The organism is Streptomyces sp. NPDC008125 (genome assembly GCF_042957125.1).
In the GTDB taxonomy this organism is placed as follows: Bacteria; Actinomycetota; Actinomycetes; order Streptomycetales; family Streptomycetaceae; genus Streptomyces.
Genome location: NZ_JBIBHR010000003.1, coordinates 267,598 through 291,435 on the forward strand (window position 1 = coordinate 267,598; position 23,838 = coordinate 291,435).

The 23,838-nt window shown below is 72.1% G+C and carries 22 protein-coding genes and 1 CRISPR repeat array; of the genes, 8 read left to right on the top strand and 14 right to left on the bottom strand.

Going from position 1 to position 23,838, the window contains the following annotated elements; genetic code table 11:
- Nucleotides 1-113 precede the first annotated feature (113 nt).
- The 6 genes from ACFZAX_RS06480 to ACFZAX_RS06505 form a co-directional block, all read right to left on the bottom strand.
- Entirely contained in the window at nt 114-437 is a 324-nt protein-coding gene (locus ACFZAX_RS06480; RefSeq protein ID WP_390959672.1) for an SMR family transporter, read from the bottom strand.
- A complete protein-coding gene (locus ACFZAX_RS06485) occupies nt 434-853 on the bottom strand; it encodes an SMR family transporter (protein ID WP_390959673.1) in 420 nt (139 codons plus the stop codon). The genes ACFZAX_RS06480 and ACFZAX_RS06485 overlap by 4 nt, the downstream gene beginning before the upstream one ends.
- A 232-nt stretch (nt 854-1,085) precedes the next feature.
- Entirely contained in the window at nt 1,086-2,387 is a 1,302-nt protein-coding gene (locus tag ACFZAX_RS06490) for an aminotransferase class I/II-fold pyridoxal phosphate-dependent enzyme (protein WP_390959675.1), read from the bottom strand.
- A 209-nt stretch (nt 2,388-2,596) separates the two neighbouring features.
- On the bottom strand, nt 2,597-3,481 hold the full coding sequence (locus tag ACFZAX_RS06495) for a hypothetical protein (protein ID WP_390959677.1): 885 nt from the start codon (nt 3,479-3,481) through the stop codon (nt 2,597-2,599).
- A 77-nt stretch (nt 3,482-3,558) separates the two neighbouring features.
- Nucleotides 3,559-4,248, bottom strand: coding sequence for a sigma-70 family RNA polymerase sigma factor (locus ACFZAX_RS06500; RefSeq protein WP_390959679.1), 690 nt, complete (start codon nt 4,246-4,248; stop codon nt 3,559-3,561).
- Nucleotides 4,249-4,339: 91 nt separating this feature from the next.
- Nucleotides 4,340-5,146 (bottom strand): SDR family oxidoreductase, encoded by an 807-nt coding sequence (locus ACFZAX_RS06505; protein WP_390959681.1) that lies wholly within the window; start codon nt 5,144-5,146, stop codon nt 4,340-4,342.
- 227 nt (nt 5,147-5,373) lie between these two features.
- On the opposite strand from ACFZAX_RS06505, the gene ACFZAX_RS06510 reads away from it, so the two are divergent.
- Nucleotides 5,374-5,916, top strand: coding sequence for a TetR/AcrR family transcriptional regulator C-terminal ligand-binding domain-containing protein (locus tag ACFZAX_RS06510; protein ID WP_390959683.1), 543 nt, complete (start codon nt 5,374-5,376; stop codon nt 5,914-5,916).
- A 63-nt stretch (nt 5,917-5,979) separates the two neighbouring features.
- On the opposite strand, the gene ACFZAX_RS06515 is transcribed toward ACFZAX_RS06510, so the two are convergent.
- Both ACFZAX_RS06515 and ACFZAX_RS06520 read right to left on the bottom strand, forming a co-directional pair.
- Entirely contained in the window at nt 5,980-6,495 is a 516-nt protein-coding gene (locus tag ACFZAX_RS06515; RefSeq protein WP_390959685.1) for a GNAT family N-acetyltransferase, read from the bottom strand.
- 66 nt (nt 6,496-6,561) lie between these two features.
- Nucleotides 6,562-7,158: a DUF664 domain-containing protein gene (locus ACFZAX_RS06520; RefSeq protein WP_390959686.1), complete on the bottom strand. Its 597-nt coding sequence runs from the start codon at nt 7,156-7,158 to the stop codon at nt 6,562-6,564.
- A 228-nt stretch (nt 7,159-7,386) separates the two neighbouring features.
- A CRISPR array of direct repeats spans nt 7,387-9,368; the repeat unit is 29 nt; unit sequence GTGCTCCCCGCGCGTGCGGGGATGGTCCC.
- Between the two features lie 93 nt (nt 9,369-9,461).
- Here ACFZAX_RS06520 and ACFZAX_RS06525 point away from each other — a divergent pair.
- The 3 genes from ACFZAX_RS06525 (at nt 9,462) to helR (ending at nt 13,955) form a co-directional block, all read left to right on the top strand.
- Entirely contained in the window at nt 9,462-10,181 is a 720-nt protein-coding gene (locus ACFZAX_RS06525) for a TetR/AcrR family transcriptional regulator C-terminal domain-containing protein (protein ID WP_390959688.1), read from the top strand.
- Nucleotides 10,182-10,290: 109 nt separating this feature from the next.
- Nucleotides 10,291-11,508, top strand: a complete 1,218-nt coding sequence (locus ACFZAX_RS06530; RefSeq protein WP_390959690.1) for an FAD-dependent monooxygenase — start codon at nt 10,291-10,293, stop codon at nt 11,506-11,508.
- Between the two features lie 248 nt (nt 11,509-11,756).
- Nucleotides 11,757-13,955 (top strand): RNA polymerase recycling motor ATPase HelR, encoded by a 2,199-nt coding sequence (gene helR, locus ACFZAX_RS06535; protein ID WP_390959692.1) that lies wholly within the window; start codon nt 11,757-11,759, stop codon nt 13,953-13,955.
- A 286-nt stretch (nt 13,956-14,241) separates the two neighbouring features.
- Here helR and ACFZAX_RS06540 read toward each other — a convergent pair whose 3' ends face one another.
- The 5 genes from ACFZAX_RS06540 to ACFZAX_RS06560 all read right to left on the bottom strand — a co-directional run bounded on the left by ACFZAX_RS06540 (nt 14,242) and on the right by ACFZAX_RS06560 (nt 18,754).
- Complete coding sequence (locus tag ACFZAX_RS06540) at nt 14,242-15,408, bottom strand: cellulose binding domain-containing protein (RefSeq protein ID WP_390960072.1); 1,167 nt, start codon at nt 15,406-15,408, stop codon at nt 14,242-14,244.
- A 630-nt stretch (nt 15,409-16,038) separates the two neighbouring features.
- Nucleotides 16,039-16,407: a heavy metal-binding domain-containing protein gene (locus tag ACFZAX_RS06545; RefSeq protein ID WP_390959694.1), complete on the bottom strand. Its 369-nt coding sequence runs from the start codon at nt 16,405-16,407 to the stop codon at nt 16,039-16,041.
- A gap of 178 nt (nt 16,408-16,585) precedes the next feature.
- Complete coding sequence (locus ACFZAX_RS06550) at nt 16,586-16,945, bottom strand: hypothetical protein (protein WP_390959696.1); 360 nt, start codon at nt 16,943-16,945, stop codon at nt 16,586-16,588.
- Between the two features lie 81 nt (nt 16,946-17,026).
- Complete coding sequence (locus tag ACFZAX_RS06555; RefSeq protein WP_390959698.1) at nt 17,027-18,055, bottom strand: NlpC/P60 family protein; 1,029 nt, start codon at nt 18,053-18,055, stop codon at nt 17,027-17,029.
- Between the two features lie 285 nt (nt 18,056-18,340).
- Nucleotides 18,341-18,754 (bottom strand): MerR family transcriptional regulator, encoded by a 414-nt coding sequence (locus ACFZAX_RS06560; protein ID WP_390959700.1) that lies wholly within the window; start codon nt 18,752-18,754, stop codon nt 18,341-18,343.
- A 138-nt stretch (nt 18,755-18,892) separates the two neighbouring features.
- Here ACFZAX_RS06560 and ACFZAX_RS06565 point away from each other — a divergent pair, with 138 nt between their 5' ends.
- A complete protein-coding gene (locus ACFZAX_RS06565; RefSeq protein ID WP_390959702.1) occupies nt 18,893-19,876 on the top strand; it encodes an aldo/keto reductase in 984 nt (327 codons plus the stop codon).
- A gap of 209 nt (nt 19,877-20,085) precedes the next feature.
- Here the strand turns inward: ACFZAX_RS06565 and ACFZAX_RS06570 are convergent, their stop codons facing one another.
- Nucleotides 20,086-21,036: an NmrA family NAD(P)-binding protein gene (locus ACFZAX_RS06570; protein ID WP_390959704.1), complete on the bottom strand. Its 951-nt coding sequence runs from the start codon at nt 21,034-21,036 to the stop codon at nt 20,086-20,088.
- 145 nt (nt 21,037-21,181) lie between these two features.
- Between ACFZAX_RS06570 and ACFZAX_RS06575 the strand changes: the two genes are divergently transcribed.
- The 3 genes from ACFZAX_RS06575 (at nt 21,182) to ACFZAX_RS06585 (ending at nt 23,836) form a co-directional block, all read left to right on the top strand.
- Nucleotides 21,182-21,745 carry a TetR family transcriptional regulator gene (locus ACFZAX_RS06575; RefSeq protein WP_390959706.1) on the top strand — a complete coding sequence of 188 codons (564 nt, stop codon included), beginning with the start codon at nt 21,182-21,184 and terminating at the stop codon, nt 21,743-21,745.
- Nucleotides 21,746-22,359: 614 nt separating this feature from the next.
- Nucleotides 22,360-23,022, top strand: a complete 663-nt coding sequence (locus ACFZAX_RS06580) for a pyridoxal 5'-phosphate synthase (protein ID WP_390959708.1) — start codon at nt 22,360-22,362, stop codon at nt 23,020-23,022.
- A gap of 160 nt (nt 23,023-23,182) precedes the next feature.
- The gene (locus tag ACFZAX_RS06585; protein WP_390959710.1) at nt 23,183-23,836 is read left to right on the top strand and encodes a sensor domain-containing protein; all 654 of its coding nucleotides are present in this window, start codon (nt 23,183-23,185) and stop codon (nt 23,834-23,836) included.
- Nucleotides 23,837-23,838: the final 2 nt, after the last annotated feature.

A 23,838-nucleotide genomic window follows, 5' to 3' on the forward strand; every position in this document is an offset into this window, starting at 1 on the left:
GGCGCTGGCCGCACTCTCGCCGGACGCCTTCCCGGACCGCTTCGAGGACGGGATCGGCCGCATTCTGGGCGGGGCGGGGCGGGGCGGGGGGGGGCGGAGTAGCGGGGCAGCCTCTACGGGTGGGCGCCCGCTTCGATCAGCAGGACGCCGACGGCGATCAGGGCGATGCCCAGGCCCATCAGCCGGGTGAGCGGTTCGCCGAAGAGGCGGCGGGCGAGGACGGCGGTCAGGGCGACCCCGCAGGCGGACCAGATGCCGTACGCGACGCCGATCGCCATGCCGTGGGAGAGCGCCAGCGCGAGGCAGCCGAAGGAGACGACGTACGCGAACAGGACCGGTGCCAGCCACGCCTTCTTGCGGAAGCCCTCGGAGGCGCGCAGGGCGAGGGTGCCGCTGACCTCGCAGAGGATCGCGCCCATCAGGAAGAGCCAGCTCACGGGGTGGTCTCCTCGGGGGCGTCGGGGCGGGAGACGGAGGCGGCTTCGGCCTGCTCCCGGGCGGCAGCGGCGCGTTGCGCGCCGAGCTCCACGGTCATGACCCCGCCGGCGACCGCCACCACGCCGAGGCCCATCAGCCAGGTCAGCGGGTCCCCGAAGAGGAGCGCGGCCAGGACGGCGGTGACGGCGACGCCGCTGGCTCCCCAGATGCCGTACGCGACACCGATCGGCATGCCCTCGCGCAGCACCAGCGCCAGCATCGTGAAGGCGGCGACGTAACCGGCGACCACCAGCACGAACCACGGTCGGGCGTCGAGCGCGGCCCGCAGGGCGAGCGTCGCCGCGACCTCGGAGGCGATCGCACCGACGAGGAACAGCCATTTCCTGGAGCCGTTGACGTGCGTGGCGCGGGTCATGCGCGGGGTCCTTCTCCCTGGGCCTGCTCGGGTGGGGGCGCGCCGGTGGCCCGCCGGCGGTCCGGCAGAGGGCCCCGGTGGCCCGCCGGTGGCCCGCCGGGGCCCGTACGCCCCGGAGGCCGTACGCCCCGGAGGCCGTACGGCCGGGCTGCGGTACGCGCAACTGCTGTACCACGTAACTGCCGTGCTGCCGTGTTGCCGTGTTGCCGTGCTGCCGTGTTGCGGTACGGCGTTACTTCGCGGCGAGCCGCTTCTCGTAACCGACGACCCGCACGCACGCGGTCAGGCCGAGGATGGCCTCTTCCAGCTCCTCCTGCGTCGGGTAGCTGGGCGCGATGCGGATGACGGAGTCGCTCGGGTCGTCGCCGTACGGGTGGGTGGCACCGGCCGGGGTGAGGACGATACCGGCCGCTCCGGCGCGCCGTACGACCTCCTTCGCGCAGCCCTCCTCGACCTCCAGGTTCACGAAGTAGCCGCCCTTGGGCTTCGTCCAGGAGGCGAGGCCCGTACCGCCCAGCTCGGTTTCGAGGATGCGCTGGACGGCCTCGAACTTGGGCTGCAGCACGTGACGCTGACGGTCCATCAGGTCGCGCACGCCGTCCGCGTCGCGCAGGTACATCGCGTGCCGCAGCTGGTTGACCTTGTCCGGGCCGATGGAGCGCTTCGAGTTGTTGGCGAGCAGCCACTTCACGTTGGCCGGGGACGAGCCGAAGAACGCGACGCCCGCGCCCGCCAGAGTGATCTTGGAGGTGGAGCCGAACACGAACACCCGGTCCGCGTTCCCGGCCGCGTCGCACGCGGCGAGCAGGTCGGCGATCTCCACCCGCTCCTCGGTGAGGTGGTGCACCGCGTAGGCGTTGTCCCAGAAGATGCGGAAGTCGGGTGCCGCGGTCTCCATCGCGGCCAGCCGGGCCACCGTCTCGTCGCTGTAGACCGCGCCGTCCGGGTTGCTGTACTTCGGGACGCACCAGATGCCCTTGACGGCCGGGTTCTCCGCGACGAGGCGCTCGACCGCGTCCATGTCGGGGCCCGACTCGGTCATCGGCACGGGGATCATGTCGATGCCGAACCGCTCGCACAGGGCGAAGTGCCGGTCGTACCCGGGTACGGGACAGAGGAACGCGATCCGGCCCTGGTCCACCCAGCGTGACTCGGCGCCCGGCAGCACGCTGAGCATCGCGTGCACCAGGGAGTCGTGCATCAGCTCCAGGCTGGAGTTGCCGGCCGCGAGCAGCTGTGCCACCGGCACCTGGAGCTGCTCGGCGAAGATCTCCCGCAGCTCGGTCAGCCCCTGGAGGCCGCCGTAGTTGCGCACGTCGGTACCGTCGGCGGCGGTGTACCGGCCACCCGGCAGGCTCAGCAGGTCCTCGGAGAGATCGAGCTGCGTCGGCGCCGGCTTCCCCCGGGTCAGGTCGAGGGAGAGGCCGCGACCGGCCAGCTCCTCGTAGTCCTGCCTTGCGCGGTCGACAAGGGCGCTCAGGTCGCTCGGGGCGCCGGGGGCGCCCAGGGCATCGGAGCTCAGCTCGGTGGTCACGGTGTGTCCTCTCGCGGGTCCCGCTCGGTGCCGGACGGCACCCTGCCGAGGATACAAACCGGTCAGCGGCCCGCTTCTTTCGGTACGGGGCCGCGCACACCGCTGCCCCGGCGGGCGGCCGGGGCAGCGGGGAGGGGTGGCGGGAGGGGCGACGAGGCCGCGCTGAGGGCGGTCGGGAACGCCGCCCCGCTGCTGATCCGTGAGCCGCCCTACTGCTGGTCGGAGAACTGCGGGTCCTTCGCCTGGTCGTAGATCTCCTTGCCGGACGCGTCGTACGCGTGGACGGTGGCGTCCGGGCCCGCGAAGTGCCGGTCGGGCTTGGACGTACCGGTGGAGAACGCCGCCGCGTAGACGAACGCGCCGCCCGCCATGGCCGCCGGGTACTCCTTCGGGTCGTCGTCGTAGCTGATGGTGACCTTGGCGACGTCGGCGGCATAGTGGCCGGCGCCGAGCACGGTGTACCGGTACTCGCCGGACTGCTTGCCGGCGCTCTGGCCGAACGAGTCGAAGTACTCGATCAGACGGCCGGTGCCCCACAGGCGGTTGTTGATGAACGTGGGCGGGGAGTCCACGCTGATGCCCTTGTCGCCGTCCGACTGGCACTGCACGTACTGGTCGGCGGAGTTGACCGCGACGACCACACCGTCCGTGTCCTCGGTGGCGAGGGGGGTGCGGACCGCGAGCACCGCTTCGTACTGCGATGCGTCCGACCCCAGGCAGGAGGCCAGGATCTTCGCCACGGTCCCGGCGTCGATCGGGGTCGTGGTGGCGCTGGTGACGGTGGCCGTCGCCGGGGTGGCCGGCGACGTGCCCGAAGCGGTTACGCCCGAGGCGGTCCCGCCCGATGTGGCGCTGCCCGACGAGGTGCCGCCCGACGAGGTGCCGGGCGCCGTGCTCGTACGCGGCGAGGCGGCCGGGCCCGTCGGGTTTCCGGCGCTCGACCCGGGGGAGGCGAGCGTGGGCTTGGCTTCCCCGGTACCGCCGAAGACGACCACGGCCGTGACGCTCATCGTGGCGACGCCTGCGGCGACCGCCAGCGGCACCCCCCACCGGCGTCGCGTCGAAGCGCGGTTGTCCTCAGAATCGATCTTCATCAGGAGTTCCTCTCGGGTCCGCCGGTGGTTCGGCAGATCACGTTCGGAAGGAGCCGCAGGAATACCTGGCATGTCGTTCACCGCGCGAACTCCTTCGCGTTGACGGGATTCTTCGAACTGGACGACGCCGGAACCGTGGCTCCGTCGACGAGGAGCGCCCCCAGCCTGCGCCGGGCCCGGTGCAGCCGGGACTTCACGGTCCCGACGGCCACCCCCAGCGCCGTCGCGGCCGCCTGCTGATCCAGGCCCGACCAGACGCAGAGCTCGACGACCTCGCGTTCGTGGCGGGGCAACCGGGCCAGCGCCCGGTGGATCTCCGACATGCGGCGCTCGTCGTCGACCAGGACGGCGATACGTTCCGCGTGGTCGCCCACCGGCTCGTCGTGCGAGACGAGCCGGTGCAGCAACGCCTCCGCCCGCCTCAGCCGCCGCCTGGTGTTCGACAGCAGGCGGTCGGCGATGCCCAGCAGCCACGGCAGGGCCGAGTCGCGGTCGAGCACCGTCTCCGTACGCCGTCGCCAGGCGTGCAGGAAGACGGTCGAGGTGAGGTCCTCGGCCTCGGACCAGTCGGCCGTGCGCCGGAAGAGGTAGTTGTAGACGGTCTTCGCGTGCCGGTCGAAGATCCGGCCGAAGGCTTCCCGGTCGCCGCCGACGGCCCTCGCCCAGAGCTCCCGGTCGGAAGGGCCTCCGAGCGGTAGGGCCGTGCCGCCGACCGGTGGGGATGCCCCTCCGGCGGGTATGGCGGGGCCGGCGTCGTTCAGTTCCATGCCCTGTACGTGTCCGGCACCCGGCCGAAGGTTCCCGCCGAGTCGATTCTGCTTCGATCGATGGGGACAAACTCGTCGGCGGTTCTGGGCGTCAGGCGACGCCGCCGTTGGCGTACAGCACCTGGCCGTTGATCCAGCGGCCCGGACCGGCCAGGAACGCGACGGCCTCGGCGATGTCCTCGGGGGTGCCGAGGCGCTCCATCGGCGAGAGGCCCGCGATGGTGTCCACCACCTGCTGCGGCTTGCCCTCCAGGAAGAGCGGGGTGGCGGTCGGGCCGGGCGCGACCGCGTTCACCGTCACGTTCCGGCCGCGCAGCTCACGGGCGAGGACCAGCGTCATCGCCTCGACGGCACCCTTGGTGGCCGCGTAGGCGGCGTACGTGGGCTGCTGGAGCCGGGTCACGGAGGTGGAGAAGTTGATCAGCGCACCGCCGGAGCGGAGCGTACGGGCGGCCAGTTGGGACACCACGAACGTGCCGCGCACATTGGTGCGGTGCATACGGTCGAAGGCGTCGAGGTCGAATTCGGCGACCGGGGCGAGGAGCATGATCCCGGCCGTGTTCACCACCACGTCCACGCCGCCGTACGCCTGCTCGGCCGCCGCGAAGAGCGCGGCCATCGCGTGCTCGTCCGCCACGTCGCCGCTGATCGCGGTGGCCTGCCCGCCCAGCTTCTCCACGGCCGCCACGACCTCCTGGGCCCGCGCCTCGTCCCGTCCGTAGTGCACGACCACGGCCATGCCGTCGGCGGCCAGCCGCTCCGCGACGGCCCGGCCGATGCCGCCGGAAGCGCCGGTGACGACGGCCACGCGGGTGGGGGCGCCGGGGGTGCCGTCACTGTTGCTGCCGCTGCCGCTGCCGCTGCCGCTGTCGGTCCGGGGCTGGGTGGTGTCGGTCATGGGGATCAGCCTCCCGCTCGCCTGCTCATTTATGGACTGCCTGTCCATTAAAAAATGTAGACTGATTGTCCATATACTGCAAGCAGGGGGCAGGTGCACCGCCGACGCGGCGCGCGGGGCCTTCTGGTGCACGACGGTGAGCACGGTGAGCGGGAAGGGGCGCGGCGTTGGCCGAAGAGCCGAAGGATTCCGTCAGGCGCGGCCGAGGCCGCCGCCCCGCGACGGAGGTGCGTGAAGCGGTACTGGAGGCGGCCGGTGCGATGCTCTTCGAGGCCGGGCTGCCCGGGATCACCTTCGAGAAGGTGGCGGCTCGCGCGGGCGCCAGCAAGATGACGCTCTACAAGTGGTGGCCCTCGCCCGGGGCCCTGGCCTTCGAGGCGTACTTCAGCGCGGTCGAGAGCACCCTCGCGTTCGCGGACACCGGGGACATCGAGCGCGATCTCACCGCCCAGCTCCACGCCTTCGTCGGCCTGCTCACCGACCCGCGTACGGGGCACGTCATCGCCCAACTCGTGGGCGCCGCCCAGTCCGACGCCGCCCTGGCCGCCGCCCTCGCGGAGCGCTACACCCACCCGCGCCGACTCCTCGCGGTCGAACGGCTCGCCCGAGCGCAGGCCGTCGGCCAGATCCACGCCGACGTCGACCCGCAGGTCGTCGTGGACCAGCTGTGGGGCGCTTGTTACCACCGGCTGCTGCTGCCCGACGAGACGCTCGACGTGGCTTTCGCGGACGCGTTGATCCGTAACCTCCTGCGCGGGGTCCTGATTTGAGGTGAGGGACCGGTGGACCGATCAGGCAGCCCCGCGTCGTGAAGACGAATGCTGTGCGCCCTGTCAGGGGGTGACCGTTGGCCCTGCGGAGAGGTCGATGGCGAACGTCACCCGATCGAGACCGGGGCCGTCGTAGTCCGGCTTCACGGCTGAGGCCGTAAAACCGAGCCGCGTGTGAAATGCCTGGGACGCGACGTTCTCCGGGCTGGTGACGCAGTGCACGTGGTGGCGCCCACGGGACCGGGCGAGCGCGAAGAAGGCCCGGTAGAGGGTGCTCCCGACCCCTTGGCCGTGCACTGCCGGGTCGACGCCGGCGAAGTGCACATAGGCGGTAGCGGGCACTGTCGGCGACATGAAGCCGACCAGGAAGGCCGCTACCTCTCCGCTGTCGCGTTCGACCAGAAAACTGGTGGTGGCGAAATGCTGGAAGTACAGCCGGGGAAGAAGCAGCGCCCGTTCCGTCGCCCCCGCATCTCCTTTGAGGTCGCCCCACCACGTGTCCAGTACGGCGAGCACGCGGAGATGGTCTTCCTCGGCGAGGTGCCGGGCAGTGAGGCCGGCAGGAAGGTCGTCGATCATCCGGTCAGTGTGGCATTCCGTCCGAGGCGCGGAGGAGCTTGCCGGAAGTGGACGACAACGGACCGGTCAGGTGAGGGTCAACCATCGCCTGCCGTCGGTGAGTTCACGGGCTGCGTCGAGATGTCCGGCATGACAGGCGGTCTCGGTGATGACGTGCAGCAGGAGATCCCGCAGGGTGTGGAGATGCGGCTCTCCGAAGAGGTGACGCGGCCACCACGCGAGGGGCGCGTCCGCGGAAGGAGCGGCGGCGATGACGGAGTCCGCGCGTTCGGTCTCGCGGAGATACGTGCCGAGGATGTCGGAAGGCGAGGCGCCGGCCGGAACCTGCCAGGCGTCCTCGATGCCGTCCAGTGACCGGATGACGTCGGTGTCGCCGAGAAACACGGCCCGGAACCAGAACCGTTCGACATCGAGCGCCAGATGCTGCACCAGCCCCAGACAACTCCACCCCGAGGGAAGGACCGGCCTGCGCAGGGCGTCGGCGTCGAGCCCGTCGAGTATCCCGATCACGTGCCGACGCTGGGCGCGCAGGGAGGAGAGGAGGGCGGCGATTTCGGTCTCGGGGGGAGGAGTCGGTGTGCCCTGGCGAGGGTGTGCGGTGGGCGTGGGGGTGTCCGGTTCGCCGCGTTGCGGTTGGGTGCCCGTGCCGGGTGCGTCGTCCATGGGGAGAGCCAAGCATGAGGGACTGACAGCAGGGAGGGGGATGGGAAGTTGAGGGGGCTGGATGGCTGCGGCCCTGTTTTCCGGCGGGCTGCGGGGCGGGTGCTGTTGACTTGGCGGGTGGGGTGAGTGGATGAGCGGTACGTGTCGGCGGGAGTGGGTGAAATGTCCGAGTCGGTGAAGTTGGTCGAATCAGGCCCTTCGGCGAGATGAACCCGCAGGTCGGGAAGGGTGCTCCCCGCGCGTGCGGGGATGGTCCCTCCGCGCAGCCGCGGACGCCGCCACCCACTGCGTGCTCCCCGCGCGTGCGGGGATGGTCCCGGTGCTCTCCGGTCTGGCCGCCGCCGGCACGGGTGCTCCCCGCGCGTGCGGGGATGGTCCCGGTGCGGTGGTCACCGCTCACCTGCCGTCTGGGTGCTCCCCGCGCGTGCGGGGATGGTCCCAAGCTGAACTTCACGAAGCAGGCGTGGCGGTAGTGCTCCCCGCGCGTGCGGGGATGGTCCCGGCCGTCTTTGCGCTGCCAGATGCTGCCAGCGGTGCTCCCCGCGCGTGCGGGGATGGTCCCTCATCGTGACCCGCGAGCGTACGGGCAAGGAGGTGCTCCCCGCGCGTGCGGGGATGGTCCCGCGCTGCGGGACCAGGCGCTCATGGTGGCCGGGTGCTCCCCGCGCGTGCGGGGATGGTCCCTCGATTCGCTGACCGGGGCCAAGCGGGTGGCCGTGCTCCCCGCGCGTGCGGGGATGGTCCCGGGAGCTCGTAGTAGCCCATCTCCGTGCCGGTCGTGCTCCCCGCGCGTGCGGGGATGGTCCCCACGGCTGTACTTCGCAACAACCGCGCCTTCCGTGCTCCCCGCGCGTGCGGGGATGGTCCCGGCCCGGCGGGTGACCGCCGGGCCGTCTGTGTGTGCTCCCCGCGCGTGCGGGGATGGTCCAGGGAGGCATCGATCAGCTTGCTCATGCCGAAGGTGCTCCCCGCGCGTGCGGGGATGGTCCCCTGGGCCGGTGTTTCCGGTGCCCGGACGCCGGCGTGCTCCCCGCGCGTGCGGGGATGGTCCCTACGGGGCGCTCGCCCCGTTCAAGGAGTTCCTGTGCTCCCCGCGCGTGCGGGGATGGTCCGTACGGGCGAGCGTCCTCCGCCGGGGGCGGGTCGTGCTCCCCGCGCGTGCGGGGATGGTCCCATCTGGGCCTGTACCGCGTCCGCATTGCCGATGTGCTCCCCGCGCGTGCGGGGATGGTCCCCACCGTCGTGGCTACAGGGCGGAGATTCTGCAGTGCTCCCCGCGCGTGCGGGGATGGTCCCTCGTGCGTGAAATCTTCGAGCCACACGCCGTTGTGCTCCCCGCGCGTGCGGGGATGGTCCCGAGCGCACCGCCGCAGAAACCACCGTCGAGTGGTGCTCCCCGCGCGTGCGGGGATGGTCCCTGGGCCACGATGGCGAGGGCTTCGCCGAGCGTGTGCTCCCCGCGCGTGCGGGGATGGTCCCAGTGCCGCCACCTGCGTCCACTTCGGGATCACGTGCTCCCCGCGCGTGCGGGGATGGTCCCCCCCCGGGTGTCGGGGCCTCTGCATTGCTGCGTGCTCCCCGCGCGTGCGGGGATGGTCCCGTTCAGCTCATGAAGCTCCGCAGGGAGCAGATGTGCTCCCCGCGCGTGCGGGGATGGTCCCCAGACCGGCAGCCAACACCAGGCGGCGGCGCGGTGCTCCCCGCGCGTGCGGGGATGGTCCCGTCTGGGACAGCGTGTTGGGCGACATGATCAAGTGCTCCCCGCGCGTGCGGGGGTGGTCCCCGAACTCCGGTCGACCGGCGAGCAGATCGTCCGTGCTCCCCGCGCGTGCGGGGATGGTCCCGCGAGCAGGCTCGCGATCGTCTTCCCGCTGCGGTGCTCCCCGCGCGTGCGGGGATGGTCCCGGGCACTCGCGGGGGGCGTTGCTGACGACGACGTGCTCCCCGCGCGTGCGGGGATGGTCCCAGGCCGCACAGCTCACCGGCCAGGCCGAGAAGGTGCTCCCCGCGCGTGCGGGGACGGTCCCGTCAACACCATCACCCGCGCGTACGGACTCATGTGCTCCCCGCGCGTGCGGGGATGGTCCCCAGCGCTCCGGTTCACCGCGGCGGGCGCCCCCGTGCTCCCCGCGCGTGCAGGGATGGTCCCGACCAGGGCAGCCCGGACACGCTGATCGCGGTGTGCTCCCCGCGCGTGCGGGGGTGGTCTGTCCGAGCATCGCGCCGGGTCGGTCATCGACAGCAGTGACGAACATGTTCGTGGCGTACTTGTTCGCTACGAACATGTTCGCTACGCTCGTCGTATGACACCAGCCACCCCACCCCCCGCCCCCCGCAGTCGCCGTGAGCGGCCCGCCAAGCCCGCGCTCAGTCATGCGGGCATCGTCGAGGCCGCCGTGCGGATCATGCGGGCCGAAGGGCTCCAGCGCGTGACCATGCGGCGGCTGGCGACGGAGCTGGACACCGGGCCGGCCTCGCTCTACGTCTACTTCGGGAACACGGCCGAGCTGCACGCCGCGATCCTGGAGGAGTACCTCGGCGCGGTCGACCTGAGCCCCGCGAAGGCCCCGGAGTGCCCGGCCGAGGCCCGGGGGGACTGGCGGGAGCGACTCGTCCAGGTGCTCGGGTCGTACACGGGGGTGCTCTTCGACCACCCGAGCCTCGCGCGTTCCGCGCTCGTGGCGCGGCCCACCGGGGCGAACTACCTGGCGCTGGTGGAGGCGATCCTCGCCCTGCTGGACGAGGGCGGGGTGCCTCCGGGGCAGGCCGCCTGGGGCGTGGACGTCCTGCTCCAGCTGGCGACCGCCGCCGCTGCCGAGCAGGGCACCCGCTCGGAGACCGATTCCGCCGAGGAGGAGCACGACGCACTGGTCGGAGCGCTGCGCGCGGCGTCCGCCGACACGTATCCGCGTATCGCCGCGCTCGGCGACGACCTGTTCTCCGGGGCCCCGCCGCAGCGCCTCGGGTGGATGTTCCGGGTGGTCGTCAACGGCGCGCTGGCCACTCCGCGCGACCTGACCTGACCTGATCCGGATCTGACCTGTCTGACCTGTCTGGTCCGGTCCCGGCGCCGTTGCCGGACGAATCCCGGCGCCGCTGCCGGTACGAAGTACGCCGAGAAGGAGCCACGCCATGACGACCACCCCTTCATCCACGTCATCCACCCCCACCCCCCACCACCCCATGGCCGTCGTCGGCGGCGGCCTCGGCGGCCTGATGCTCGCCCGGGTCCTGCACGTGCACGGCATCGACGTCCCGGTCTTCGACCTGGACGCCTCGCCGGACGCCCGTAAGCAGGGCGGGATGCTCGACATCCACGAGGAGACCGGGCAGGCGGCGCTGCGCGAGGCGCGGTTGCACGAGGCGTTCCTGGCCAAGGTGCACCCGGGCGGTCAGGCGATGCGGCTGCTCGACAAGAACGGCTTCGTACACCGGGAGGAAGAGGACGACGGCTCCGGCGAGCGCCCGGAGATCGATCGGGGCGACCTGCGCGACCTGCTGCTCACCTCCCTTCCGGAGGGCGCCGTCCGCTGGAACTCCAAGGTGGTGGCGTGCCGGGCGGCGGACGGCGGCGGGAGCCGGGGCGGCCGGTACGAGGTGACGCTCGCCGACGGGTCGGTGTTCACCACCGATCTGCTCGTCGGGGCCGACGGCGCCTGGTCGCGGGTGCGGACGCTGGTGTCCGACGCGGTGCCCGCGTACACCGGGATCTCCTTCGTGGAGGTCGACCTGTTCGACGCGGACAACCGGCACCCCGAGGCCGCGACGCTGCTCGGCGGCGGGATGTTCTTCGGGCTCGGTGACGGGAAGGCGCTGCTGGGCCACCGCGAGACGGACGGCAGCCTGCACGTCTACGTGGCGCTGCGCACCGACGAAAGCTGGCTGGGCACGGTCGACTTCACCGACGCCGGGGCGGCGAAGGCGGCCGTGCTGGAGCACTTCGCGGACTGGGCGCCCAGCCTGCGCGGGCTCATCGCCGAGGCGGACGGGACGCTGGTGCCCCGGCACATCCACGAACTGCCCGTCGGCCACCGCTGGTCCCGGGTTCCGGGCGTCACGCTTCTCGGGGACGCGGCGCACCTGATGTCGCCGTTCGCCGGGGAGGGCGCGAACCTCGCGCTGATCGACGGGGCGGACCTCGGCCGTTGCCTGGCCGCGCACCCGGGGGACACGGAGGCGGCGCTCTCGGCGTACGAGGAGCTCCTCTTCCCGCGTGCCGAGCGGACGGCGCTGGAGTCCGCCGAGGGGCTGGCGGCCATCTTCGCGCCGAACGCCCCGCAGTCGCTGCTGGACATGTTCGCCGGGCTCGGCGGCGCGGACGAGGAACAGGGCCGGGAACAGGACGCGTAACGGGGCTGAGGCTCAAGGCCGCGGGCGGCGGCCGGGCGACGACGAGGCCCGGGGCGGCCGGTGGAGACAGGACGAGGCCCGGGGCGGCCGGTGGAGACAGGGAGGGACGAGGAAGAGGGTGTACCCACCTCTTTCCACTCTCAACGTATAGCGCAAGGGGGGCCTTGCGGCAAGGCCCCCTCGGTGGCGCACAATCGGCGGCCGACCTCGGAACTCCGTGCGTCGTGCCCCCACTCGGAGCCGCCCGCATGCCCTCCCAGCCCACCCCGGCCCCCCTGAGCACACCCCTGCACACATCCCCGGCCACCACCGCGTTCGCGCTCCCCGACCGGCTCGCCGCGAAGGCCGACCCCCGGCTGGTCGCCCGCGACGAGGAGCACTTCGCCGCCGTCGCGCGGGCCCTGGAGGAGTCGGTCGCCGAGCTGACCGCTCAGCTCGACGCCGCCCGCAGGGCGCCCGGTGGTGCGGGCCGGCAGGCGATGGACCGGGACACCGAGATCCGCCGCCTCACCGCCCGCCTGCGTACCCTGCGCCGCTTCGGCCTCGACCTCTGCCTCGGGCGGATGGTCGGCGACGCGCACGACGATCCGGTGTACGTCGGACGGCTCGGCCTCACCGACAGCGCCGGTCGGCGGCTGCTGCTCGACTGGCGCTCCCCGGCCGCCGAGCCGTTCTTCGGGGCCACCCACGCCAGCCCGATGGGCCTGGCGAGCCGTCGCAGGTACCGCTGGACCGACGGCAGGATCGGCGACTACTGGGACGAGGTCTTCACCGCCGACGGGATCGACGGGCACGCCGCGCTCGACGACCAGTCGGCCTTCGTCGCGAGCCTCGGCTCCCACCGCTCGCCCCGGATGCGGGACGTGCTCTCCACCATCCAGGCCGACCAGGACGCCATCATCCGCGCCGGTTCGCGCGGCGCCCTCGTGGTGGACGGCGGCCCGGGCACCGGGAAGACCGTCGTGGCCCTGCACCGCTCCGCGTACCTCCTCCACTCCGACCCCCGGCTCGGCCACCGCCGGGGCGGGGTGCTCTTCGTCGGCCCGCACCGCCCGTACCTGGACTACGTCGCCGACGTCCTGCCCAGCCTCGGCGAGGAGGGCGTCCAGACCTGCGTGCTGCGCGACCTCGTCGCCGAGGGGGCGCGCGCCTCCGTGGAGCGGGACCCGGAGGCGGCGCGGCTGAAGGCGTCCGGGAAGCTGGTGGTGGAGGCGGTCGAGGCGGCCGTCCGGTTCTACGAGGAGCCGCCCGCGCGGGGCATGACGGTCACCACCCACTGGGCCGACGTACGGCTGAGCGCCGAGGAGTGGGCGGCGGCCTTCGCGGCGGCGGAGCCCGGCACCCCGCACAACGAGGCTCGCGAACAGGTCTGGGAGGAGCTGGTCAGCCTCCTCGTGGACAAGCACGACGAGGACACCCCGACGGACCGGCTCACCGCGTCCCTGGCGAAGAACCACGAGCTGGTCGCGGCCTTCGACCGCGCCTGGCCGTTGCTCGACGCGGCCGACCTGGTCGGCGACCTCTGGTCCGTACCCGCCTACCTGCGGGTCTGCGCACCCTGGCTGGACGCCGACGAACGGCTCCTGCTGCGGCGCGAAGAGGCCCGCGCCCAGGAGTGGACCGTCTCCGACCTGCCGTTCCTGGACGCCGCCCGGCAGCGGCTCGGCGACCCGGAGGCCGCGCGCCGCAAGCGCCGGGGCGAGGCGCTGATCGCCGCCGAGAACGCGCGGATGGCCCAGACCGTCGACGCGCTGCTGGAGGCCGACGACGACGGCGAGGGCGTCATCACGATGCTCCGCGTCGGGGACATGCGCGAGGCCCTGACCGACGAGTCGGCGCTCTCCGGAGGCGACCCGGACCTGCTCGCCGGCCCGTTCGCGCACATCGTCGTCGACGAGGCCCAGGAACTCACCGACGCGGAATGGCAGATGCTGCTGCTCCGCTGCCCGTCCCGCAGCTTCACCGTCGTCGGCGACCGCGCCCAGGCCCGTCACGGGTTCACCGAGTCCTGGCGAGAACGCCTGGAGCGGATCGGACTCGACCGGATCGAGCTGACCTCGCTGAGCGTCAACTACCGCACCCCGGCGGAGATCATGACCGAGGCCGAACCGGTCGTCAGGGCCGCTCTGCCGGACGCCAACGTACCGACCTCCATCCGCAGCAGCGGCATCCCCGTCACCCACGGTCCCGTCGCCGGCCTCCGTACGGTCCTCGACGACTGGCTCGACGCCCACCCGGACGGGACCGCCTGCGTCATCGGCGACCCGGCGTTCCGCGCTGCCTCCCGGGTGCGGTCGCTGACCCCGCAGCTGGCCAAGGGGCTTGAGTTCGACCTCGTCGTGCTGGTCGAGCCGGAGTCCTTCGGCACGGGCATCGAGGGGGCCGTGGACCGCTACGTCGCGATGACCCGGGCGACACAGCGGCTGGTCGTCCTCACGGACGGCTGAGGATCTACCGGCGCCCGCTCCCGCTCCCGGTCAGCAGCTCGGCGGGACCGGCGGCGGCCTTCTCGGCCGGCCGCTGGTCGATCGGCCCCTCCACCGCCACGGCCCGGAGCCCGGCCGAGGTGCCGTCGGGCCCGGAACGGATGCCCGTCCACGGCGTCCCGTAGGAACCCTGCCGGGTGCGGGCGTTCCCGGCAGGGTCACTACGGGGTGGTGCTACGGGCGGGGTACTGCGGGCTGGGTACTGCGGGCTGGGTACTGCGGGCGGGGTACTGCGGGGCGGACCCGGTCAGACGACCGTGCAGGCGGCCCCGCCGAGGGTGAAGGCGGAGGGTTCCGCGTAGGTCCCGGTGTAGGTGCCCTGGAAGCCGAAGTTCTGGGTGCCTCCGGGGCTGATGACGGTGTTGGAGGTGGTGTTGTGCGCGGTGACCGCGCCGCCGCTGGGGCTGACCGTGGCGTTCCAGGCCTGGGACACCTGCTGGCCGGAGGGAAGGGTGAAGGCGAGGTTCCAGCCGTTGACGGCCGTGGTGCCGGTGTTCTTGACGGTGACGTTCGTGGTGAACCCGCCGGGCCACACGTTGGGCGTGTACTCGACCTGGCAGGCGGCCTGTCCGGCCGGCGGAGTCGTCGTGCCGCCGCCGGGCTGGGTCGTGCCACCGGTCCCGTTGCCGTTGGTGTCCTGCCCGTCGGTGACGGAGGACGAGAAGGCGGAGAGCGAGAGACCCGCCCCGCCGATCCACGGCTCGAAGCCGGCCTGGACGCTGGTCAGGTACCAGTTGTTGGCGGCCATGCCCTGGGTGACGGTCCGGTCGATGAAGTCCTTGACGTCGAAGGACCAGCTGGTGATCGCGGACGGTGCGACGAACGAGATGACGTCGTTGCCGCCGTTGTTCCCGGTCCAGATCTCCCAGGTCCTGCCGCCGATGGTCGCGGTGCTGGTGGGGGACCCGATGGGCTGGATGGAGCCGACCCGGTTGAACCAGATCATGATCTCCGTCCTGTTGACCCCGTCGGTCTTCGGCTGCGGGTCCAGCCAGATGTCGAACGCCGCGTCGTAGGTGGCGTTGCCGACGTACCCGTACGTCAACGAGGTCGGTACGGCCGCGATGGTGTCGATCCGCTTCGGCAGGTTCGTCCCCGGCGAGCAGGCGGTGTAGTGGCAGCCGAGGAAGATCGACGGGTACGACTTCGGGGCACCGTTGGTGGCGACGGAGCCGTCCGCCTGGGTGACGGTGAACCCGCTGTCGCCGACGTTGATGCACTGGGTGGCGCTGGTGCCCCAGCGGTTGTTCTGGACGATGTAGCGGCCCTGGACGGTGGTGGTGCCGTACTGCTCGCATATCTGGCCGGTGGCCTGCGTGGCCGCCTGGGTGGCGGGAGTGGCGGTGAGCAGCGCGGTGGTCGTACCCAGCATCAGCGTCAGAGCTGTCAGGAGGGTGCGTGCACGGAGTCGCATCATGTCCCTTCGGGCAGTGGGGGAAGGTGGTGGGGCAGTCGTGGGAGCGCTCCCATCCGGGGGGACTGTAGGGGCGGCCGGGAGAGGGTGACAAGACGGTGGACAGGGTTTGTTGCGTTCGACGGAGCCTTCGACGGGCGTTCGACGGAGCCTTCGACGGCCCGTCGAAAGGCGTTCGATGATCTGCTGCGGAAACGCGCGTGGAGGTGAAGCGCTTCCGCCCAACGGGGCCCGTGCGCACGCGTGTTGTCGGCCTGCGGCTGCGGTCGGGCTGCGCGCGTGAGCGGGGCGCGGTCCGCGTGAGCGGGGCGCGGTCCGCGTGGGCGGGGCGCGGTCCGCGTGGATGGCGGGTCGGCTTCCTGTGCCGGCCGCCATGACCACGTACCCGCCCGTGCCCTGCCGTCCGGAGGCCGAGCGGCTGACGCCGCGGCCCCTGGCCCCCGTCCGGCGGTCCGGCCGTGGAACGCGCCCTCGTTCCGAGTGCCCGACGGGCTCCGATGCGTCCGCGACCGGACCACGACGGGCCGACGAGGTGAACCGGCCCGGCCCGTCAGCGAGTTGCGGCAGAGAGGAGTCGAGGAGGAACGGTGGGGCGCGGTGGCCGCGTCCCACCGTTCACACTCCTGAGCGTCAGGACGTCGGGGCGATGACCGCGGCCGTGCCGTAGGCGCAGACCTCGGTGCCGATGTCCGCGGCGGCGGTGACGTCGAAGCGCATCGCCAGCACGGCGTTGGCGCCGCGGGCGCGGGCCGCCTCGACGAGGCGTTCCATCGCCTCGTTGCGCGTCTCCGACAGGGTCTTGGTCAGGCCCTTCAGCTCGCCGCCGATCACCGACTTCAGGCCGGCGCCGAGCTGGGAGCCGATGTTGCGGGAGCGCACGGTGAGGCCGAACACCTCGCCGATCACCTGCCGCACCTCGTATCCCGGTACGTCGTTGGTGGTCACGACCAGGACGTCGGACCCGCTGGTCTGGCCGCCGGTGTAGTCATCCAGGGACATGGCATCCGCCTCACGTGGAAGGTTGGTCCGGGCGTACGCACGCGCTTGCGGGGACTCGACGCTCCGTACGGCCGGGGACTTGCGCCCGGGGCGACGGTGCGGAACTCGCCCTCCGGGCGGCCGAGTTCGAGTCGCCCACTGATCCGTCTGCCCGATCGGCCCGGCCTCAGTCCGAGGCTCACGCGGGAATCCAGGCCGGCCACCACCCCGGCACGTTGTCCACGCAGAGCGGCGACGGGTAGTCGTCCGGCATTCCCAGCCGCGTGGCCGCGAACCAGACGAGGAAGAGGGTGGCGGACGTGCCCGCCGCGACCGCCCACCCGCCGGGGAAGCGCCGCCCCAGCGATCCGTACGCCAGCACCCAGCACAGGGCGCCGACGATCCAGAGCGGGACGAAGAGGACGACCAGCGTGAGCGAGTTCGCGTACGAGCCCCCGCCGATGTCGCAGGTGGTCCAGGCTCTGCCGATGAGGACATCGGCGACCGCCGCGGCGAGGAAGCCGCACACCGCGCCGACGCCGCAGCCTCTGCCCCACATGATCCGCCCCCGGCGTGTGTCGCGTGCGTGCGGCGTGCGCGAGGACCCGCGTCCGCGGCGACGGGGACGCCTACGGCGTGGTCAGATGCGCACCGCGCCGTAGAAGCTGCCGATGGTGCTCATCGACTCGTAGCGGACGTAGGCGCCCGGGTAGGGGGCGTGCAGCACCTGGCCGCCACCGGCGTACAGACCGACGTGCGAGTTGCCGTTGAAGAAGACCAGGTCGCCGGGCTTCAGCGCGCTCTGCGAGACGTGGGTGCCCCGGTTGAACTGGGTGTACGTGGTGCGGGTGATCTCGACACCGGCCTGGTGGTACGCCCACTGGGTCAGGCCCGAGCAGTCGAACGAGTTGGGGCCCGTGGTGACGGAGTGCGAGTACGGCATCCCGATCCGGGTGGCGGCGGCCGACAGGGCGGCGGACCCGACGGCGGACCCGGGCAGTTCGTTGCCGAGGTCGACCCGGGCGCCGGCGCCGCGACTGGCGCGCTGCTCCTGCGCGGCGATCTGGGCGCGCTCGGCCGCGGTGAGGGTGTTCAGCAGGTGCTGGGCGGCGGCGAGCTTGGCCTGGGAGGCCTTCTTGTTCTTGCCGAGCGCCTCGCGGACCTCGGCGAGCTCGCCGAGCTTGCCCTGGGCCTCCTTGCGCTCCTGCGCGAGGGTGCGCTGCTTGGCCTGGATCTTCTCCAGCGACTCGGCCTGCTTGGCCGTGAGGCTGTCCAGCGCGGAGGCCTGGTCGAGGAAGCTGTCCGGGTCCGAGGAGAAGAAGAGCTGCACGGAGGGGTCGATGCCGCCGGAGCGGTACTGCGCGGTGGCGATCGAACCCAGGTCACTGCGCAGGGCGTTCAGCTCGTCCTGCTCGCGCGCGACCTTGTCCTGGATCGCGTCGACTTCCTTCTTGAGCTTGTCCTGCTGCTCCTTGGCCCCGTTGTACTTCTCGCTGGCCTTCTCCGCCTCCGAGTAGAGCTTGTCGACCTTCGCCTTGACCTCGCTCTTGGTCGGCTTCGGGTCGGCGTGGGCCGCCTGGGAGGTCAGGGCGACAGCGGCGGCAGCGGTGGCGGTGAGCACGGTCACGCGGGCGCGGCTCGGCGGTTTGGGACGGCGGTGGGACGCCACGGAGCGAGCTCCTTCTCATCGAGCCGCCCGCCGGAGCGCCGGGAGCTGAATCCCTGGCTCCCGGCACGTCACGGAGACGACGGCGTCTTCGCTTTCACCCGGATGGGTAGTTGATCGCGCGAAGGTTCGAGCCCTGACTTTAGTGACCATCCTGTGATCGGAGCAATCTCCGCCGGAGGAATAGCGCCGCTCGGCGGGTTTCTTTACTCACAACGCACGGCGTGTAACGAGAACTTGACGTATCGCGTCCGTCCGGCCGGGTTTCACGCGCTCGCACCGCCGACATCAGTCATCCAGGTCATTGATGCCCATTTCTCCCCTTTCGAGCGACCGGTAGTACGCGATCTTCTCCTTCAGATGCGCACGTTGATGGAGAAGTTCGGCCAGCCGCCGCTCGACCTGGAGGTCGTGCGCCTCCAGCGCGGCCAGCCGCTCGGGCACGGTCCCGTCACCCGCCTTGGCCAGCTCGGTGTAGCTCCGCATGTCCGCGATGGGCATCCCCGTCTCCCTGAGGCACCGCAGCACCGCGAGCCACTCCAGATCGCCGGGGGAGTAACGCCGGTGCCCGCTCGCGGAGCGCGCCACCGGCCCCAGCAGGCCGATCCGGTCGTAGTAGCGCAGGGTGTCCAGGCTGAACCCGGACTCCGCGGCGGTCTCGGCCGGCGTCAGCAACGCGCCGGTCACCGGTTCTGGTTCCATGCGGGCCATTCTGCCGCCGGTACGTACGGGGGCCCGCCCGCCGGGACTTGATCCGGAGCGTGCTCCGGATGTGAGCGTGGGACGGGTCAACACCGTTGGGGCTCTCGTCCGGGCCCCGGCCCGCAGAGAAGGAGACACATGCGCTACCACCGCATCGGCGACCGGGACGTCAGCGTGCTCTGCCTGGGGGCGTTGCCCTTCGGCGCACGGATCGACGAGCGGACGTCCTTCGCGCTGCTCGACCGGTTCGTCGAGCGCGGCGGCAACTTCATCGACACGGCGGACAACTACTGCTTCTGGATCGACGGCTGTACGGGCGACGAGAGCGAGACGCTGCTCGGCCGCTGGTTCGCCCGGCGCGGCAACCGGGACGAGGTCGTCCTCGCGAGCAAGCTCGGCGGCCGGCCGGTGGGTCCCGTCGGTACGGACCGGGCGGCGGACGTCCTGGAGGGCCTCTCGGCCCCCGCCGTACGGGACGCCCTCAGGGGCAGCCTCGAACGTCTCGGTACCGGCCGCGTGGACCTGCTCTACCGGCACGTGGACGACCCCGACACGCCGCTGCGGGAGACCGTCCGCGTCTTCGGCGAGCTGATCGGGGGCGGCGTCGTCGGCATGGCAGGCGTCAGCAATCTGACCGCCGCACGCCTGCGCGCCACCGAGGAGGCCGCCGCCGCACTCGGCCTGCCCGACGCCGTCGCGCTCCAGCAGCGCCATACGTACCTCCGCCCCCTGCCCGGTACGGACTTCGGGGTCCAGCGGTACGCGGACGACGCGGTCCTCGCCGAAGTGCGCCGGAGGCCGGAACTGACCCTGCTCGCCTACACGGCCCTGCTCGACGGGGCCTACTCCAACCCGGCCAAGCCGCTCCCGGCCCCGTACGACCACCCCGTCTCGTACCGGCAGCTGGCGGCCGTCCGCGAGGTGGCCGCGGAGAGCGGCGCCACCGTCAACCAGGTGGTGTACGCCTGGCTGCTGGGCGACGACCCGGCCGCACTGCCGGTGATCGGCGTCTCCACCCTCGGGCAACTGGACGAGGCCCTGGAGGCGGTGGACGTCGAACTCGCCCCGGACCAGCGCGCGCTCCTGGACGCGGCGCGCGCGGAACCGCTGCCGGGGGAGTGAGGGGGCGTACGTGAGCGGGGCGGCGGATGCGCCCGGGCGGTGGGTGGAGGCGCGGCGGAGGCGGGCGGGCGTCCGTCCCCGTCCCGCCCGGCTGATCGGCGGCTTTCCCCAAGGCGCTTGGCCATGCTGATCGTCCGGCCACGATCCGTTCCTCGCCGCCGCGTCGGCGGCCACGCCCGGCCGGGCGGGCGCGCGGCGACACGCCGACGCTACCTCCCTGCCCGGGCGGCAGGCCGCAGGTGCTCGTGCGCCCATTCGTCGAAGCTGGTCACATCGATGCCCAGCGCGCGAGCGAACTGTGGCCGGGCCGGCTGGCCGACGACCTCCACGAACTCGTGCGTGGCGCCCATGTCTCCCATTCCGGCGGCGCGGGCCTGTTCCTCGGTCATGTCCGGGGCCGCCAGCGGGACGCCCGCGGCGCGGGAGAGGATCTCGGCGATCTCGGTCATGGTCAGGTAGTCGCCGGCGAGCTCCAGTTCCACGCGGTGGAAGTCGGCGGGGGCGGAGAGGGCGGCCGCCGCGGCTCGGCCGACGTCCTGGGCCGCCACGAGCGCCAGGTGCGTGCCCGGTCGGACGACGGTGACCAGGCCCCCTTCGATGCCGCGCGGGAAGTAGAACCGCATGGACGGCTCGAAGTTCTCCATGAAGAATGCCGGCTTGAGCAACGTCCAGTAGGGGAAGCCGCTCGCGCGCAGTCGGTCCTGGATCGCCGCCTTCGTGCCGAGCGGGGCTTCCATCACCGCCCACCGTCCTTCGGCCCACCCCGGGGCCTCGACGTGCTGCCCCACGCCGCTGGTGGAGGACTGGACGAACTGCTCCACACCGGCGGCCCGCGCCGCCGTCATGAGGTTGTCCGCCTGGCCGACCTCGCCGGCGAAGTCGAACCCCTGCCCGGTGTAGGCGGGCATCTGTACGGAGAAGACGGCCCGCACGCCGTCCACGGCCGCCTCCAGGGTCACGGGTTCGGTGAGATCGCCCACGAACAGGTCGGCGCCGAGTGCTTCGACGGCTCGCGCGCGCGGTGCGTTCCGGTCGCGCACCAGAGCACGTACCGGCGTTCCCCGCGCGAGCAGGGCGCGTACGGTGGCGCCGCCCTGGCGGCCAGTGGCCCCCGTGACGAGAACCGGTGCCGCGGCAGTGGTCGTGGGTACATCGGGCATGTGTACATCTCCTCAGCGGTCACGCACACCATAAACGGCGGGGCCCGCCGTTTCGTGGCCGCTAGAGTACGGCGGGGCCCGCCGCTTATCAATGCCGCAGGGGCGATGCCGCTCGTCCATGCCGCTCATCGACGTTGGAGAGACCATGACCGGCCAGCGCTCGGACGCCCGTCGCAACTACGCGCACATCCTCGCCGTGGCCGAGGCCGAGGTGGCGGCCCGGGGAGCCCAGGCGTCCCTGGAGCAGATCGCCCGCACGGCAGGCGTCGGATCGGCCACCGTGCGGCGCCACTTCCCCACGCGCAAAGCCCTCCTCGAAGCCGTCTTCAAGCAGCGCGTCCACGACCTGTGCGCGCGCGCCCACGAGCTCCGCGGCGAGGACGACAGCCGCTCCGCGCTGGTGGAATGGCTGCGCGAGCTGCTCGCCTACTCGCTCGCCGCACGCGGTCTGGCGGACGTCCTCTCCTACGAGCCTCTCCAGGACGAGGCCGGCCAGGACTCCTGTGCGCTGACCATCGGCGCGGCCGGCGCCCTGTTGCTGCGCAAGGCCGTGGACGACCAGGCTGTGCGGGCGGACATCACCATCGACGACCTCCTCGTACTGATCGTCGGGATCGCCCTGGCCACCGAGAACTACACCGACCCGGCGGCGCAGGCGGACCGTGCCTTCCGGCTCGCCGTCGCGGGCTTCGGCGCCGACGGCACCTGACCCGATGCCGCCCGCGCCGACGGCACTTGAGCGCCGGCACTCCCGTACGACCGCCACGGTCCGGGCCCAACACGTCGGGGGACCCGCGTGGACGTCCCCGTGCCGGACGGTGCGGACATCGTGGGCGGACTGCCCGGAACAGCCCGAGGCGCCGACGCGCGCAACCGATCCGCTCCCTCCTGCGTGGTGTCGTCCATGGCGCAGAGTGGAAGCACGATGGGTGAGGAACCGGGCTGGGCAGAGCTCATGGTCGAGTTCGTCCTCGTGGCTGCCGTTCCCACCGTCATCGGCCTGGCGGCGATCTGCTCCCTCGTGGGACTGGGGCTGTGGGTGAAAGCCCTGTCGGCACGCTTCGGGGCCGCGGGGCGGACTGGGCAGGGACAGAATCCACCCTCCGTGCGTGAAGAGCGGGAAGACGCACGGTGACGGGGCGGCGGACTCCCCTTCCCACCTTCGGGAGGCGTCGTCTTGTGATCGTGTGCGGGCGCATCCCCGGAACCGGCCACCTGCCGGGCGCCCGGGGCGGCGGCGAGGTCCGTCTCGGTCGGCCCGTGAACGCGGCAGGTTGATAGGTTCGGCCCCGCAGGTGTGATCACGGCTGAGGGGAGAGGAACGTGACCGGTACGGACGGCCTTCGCCAGGTTCTGCGGGGAATCGAGGTCTTCGCCGGGGAGCTTCCCGGGTTCGACCCTTCGGCTGCGCCCGACACGCCTGTGGAGCTGTTCACCGAGTGGTTGCACGACGCGTTGAGCGCCGGGGTGCGGGAGCCGCATGCCATGACACTGGCAACGGCGGGCGCCGGTGGTGACCCGACCGCTCGCGTCCTCATCCTCAAGGACGTTGGCCCCCAGGGCTGGCAGTTCGCCTCGGACGCGGGCAGCCGCAAGGGCCTTGACCTCGCTGACCGTCCCTACGCGGCGCTGACCTTCTACTGGGCCCCACTCGCCCGCCAGGTCCGGGTGCGCGGACCGGTTGTGCGCGAGACCCCTGAACTGTGCGCCGCGGACTTCCTTGCCCGCGGTGCTGGGGCACGGGCCGAATCCCTGCTCGGCCGGCAGTCCCAGCCGCTCGCGGACCTGGCCGAGAGGGACGCGCGGGTGGAGGCGTCGCTCCAGCGGATCGAGAGCGAGCCCGACCTCGTGGCGCCCGGGTGGACGCTCTACTCGGTGCGTCCGGAGTCGGTGGAGTTCTGGCAGGGCGACAAGGAACGCCGCCACACCCGGCTTGCCTACCTGTCCTCACCGGACGGGTGGACCAAGCAGATGCTGTGGCCGTGAGGTGCCGGTGACTCCTCCCGGCCCGTGGGGCATGCGTTACGGCCGGACCTGACGGTGCCTGCCTCGGCGCGATCCGGACCTCAGAGGTAGGGCAAGCCCCACCCCGCGTTGGCCGGTTGGCCGGTTGGTCCCGGCGGACCGGGACTGGGACTGTAGTGCCATGACTGAGACCACTTCACTCCGCACCGTGCCGCACGCTTCGAGCGAGAGCGCACCCGTGAATCGGCGGTTCAGAAGGGAGTTGGGATATGTGCTGTCCGGACTGCCCCTCGGAGTGGCGGCGTTCACCGTCGCGGTCACGGGATTCGCCTTAGGGGTGTCCACCGCGGTGATCTGGATAGGACTCCCCGTCCTGGCCGGAACTCTGCGCGCGGCTGGGGCCCTGGCCAATTGGGAGCGCCGGCGGGTGGCTGCCGTAACGGGCCGTCCACTGCCGTCGCGCCGACCGGGCCCGGCCGGCACGGGATGGAGGGGAGCGCTGCGGACGGTGCGTGAACCACTGTCCTGGCGCGACCTGGGCCACCTTGTCGTCTCCTTTCCGCTTCAGGTCATCACGTTCAGCGTGGCGCTGACGTGGACCCTCGGCGGGATCGGCGAGTTGCTCTACTTCACCTGGTCGTGGTCCCTTCCGCAGGGACCGGATGACCAGGGGCTGGCGGAGCTGATATTCGGCAACTCCTCGCGGGCGGTCGACGTCGGCTTCAACACGCTCACGGGCGTGCTTCTGTTGGCCACCGCGGTGCCGGTGGTCCGCGGGCTGGCCGCGGTACAGACCCGACTGTCCCGCGCCCTGCTGAGTGACCAGGCCGGGTGACG

What these genes read in the sequence shown, in the direction of transcription:
- ACFZAX_RS06560 (WP_390959700.1), bottom strand. Translation starts at nt 18,754, where the DNA reads ATGGAACCAGAACCGGTGACCGGCGCGTTGCTGACGCCGGCCGAGACC.
- ACFZAX_RS06545 (WP_390959694.1), bottom strand. Translation starts at nt 16,407, where the DNA reads ATGTCCCTGGATGACTACACCGGCGGCCAGACCAGCGGGTCCGACGTC.
- ACFZAX_RS06515 (WP_390959685.1), bottom strand. Translation starts at nt 6,495, where the DNA reads ATGATCGACGACCTTCCTGCCGGCCTCACTGCCCGGCACCTCGCCGAG.
- ACFZAX_RS06485 (WP_390959673.1), bottom strand. Translation starts at nt 853, where the DNA reads ATGACCCGCGCCACGCACGTCAACGGCTCCAGGAAATGGCTGTTCCTC.
- ACFZAX_RS06550 (WP_390959696.1), bottom strand. Translation starts at nt 16,945, where the DNA reads ATGTGGGGCAGAGGCTGCGGCGTCGGCGCGGTGTGCGGCTTCCTCGCC.
- ACFZAX_RS06540 (WP_390960072.1), bottom strand. Translation starts at nt 15,408, where the DNA reads ATGCGACTCCGTGCACGCACCCTCCTGACAGCTCTGACGCTGATGCTG.
- ACFZAX_RS06530 (WP_390959690.1), top strand. Translation starts at nt 10,291, where the DNA reads ATGACGACCACCCCTTCATCCACGTCATCCACCCCCACCCCCCACCAC.
- ACFZAX_RS06525 (WP_390959688.1), top strand. Translation starts at nt 9,462, where the DNA reads ATGACACCAGCCACCCCACCCCCCGCCCCCCGCAGTCGCCGTGAGCGG.
- ACFZAX_RS06505 (WP_390959681.1), bottom strand. Translation starts at nt 5,146, where the DNA reads ATGACCGACACCACCCAGCCCCGGACCGACAGCGGCAGCGGCAGCGGC.
- ACFZAX_RS06570 (WP_390959704.1), bottom strand. Translation starts at nt 21,036, where the DNA reads ATGCCCGATGTACCCACGACCACTGCCGCGGCACCGGTTCTCGTCACG.
- helR (WP_390959692.1), top strand. Translation starts at nt 11,757, where the DNA reads ATGCCCTCCCAGCCCACCCCGGCCCCCCTGAGCACACCCCTGCACACA.
- ACFZAX_RS06500 (WP_390959679.1), bottom strand. Translation starts at nt 4,248, where the DNA reads ATGGAACTGAACGACGCCGGCCCCGCCATACCCGCCGGAGGGGCATCC.
- ACFZAX_RS06575 (WP_390959706.1), top strand. Translation starts at nt 21,182, where the DNA reads ATGACCGGCCAGCGCTCGGACGCCCGTCGCAACTACGCGCACATCCTC.
- ACFZAX_RS06495 (WP_390959677.1), bottom strand. Translation starts at nt 3,481, where the DNA reads ATGAAGATCGATTCTGAGGACAACCGCGCTTCGACGCGACGCCGGTGG.
- ACFZAX_RS06520 (WP_390959686.1), bottom strand. Translation starts at nt 7,158, where the DNA reads ATGGACGACGCACCCGGCACGGGCACCCAACCGCAACGCGGCGAACCG.
- ACFZAX_RS06585 (WP_390959710.1), top strand. Translation starts at nt 23,183, where the DNA reads ATGACTGAGACCACTTCACTCCGCACCGTGCCGCACGCTTCGAGCGAG.
- ACFZAX_RS06565 (WP_390959702.1), top strand. Translation starts at nt 18,893, where the DNA reads ATGCGCTACCACCGCATCGGCGACCGGGACGTCAGCGTGCTCTGCCTG.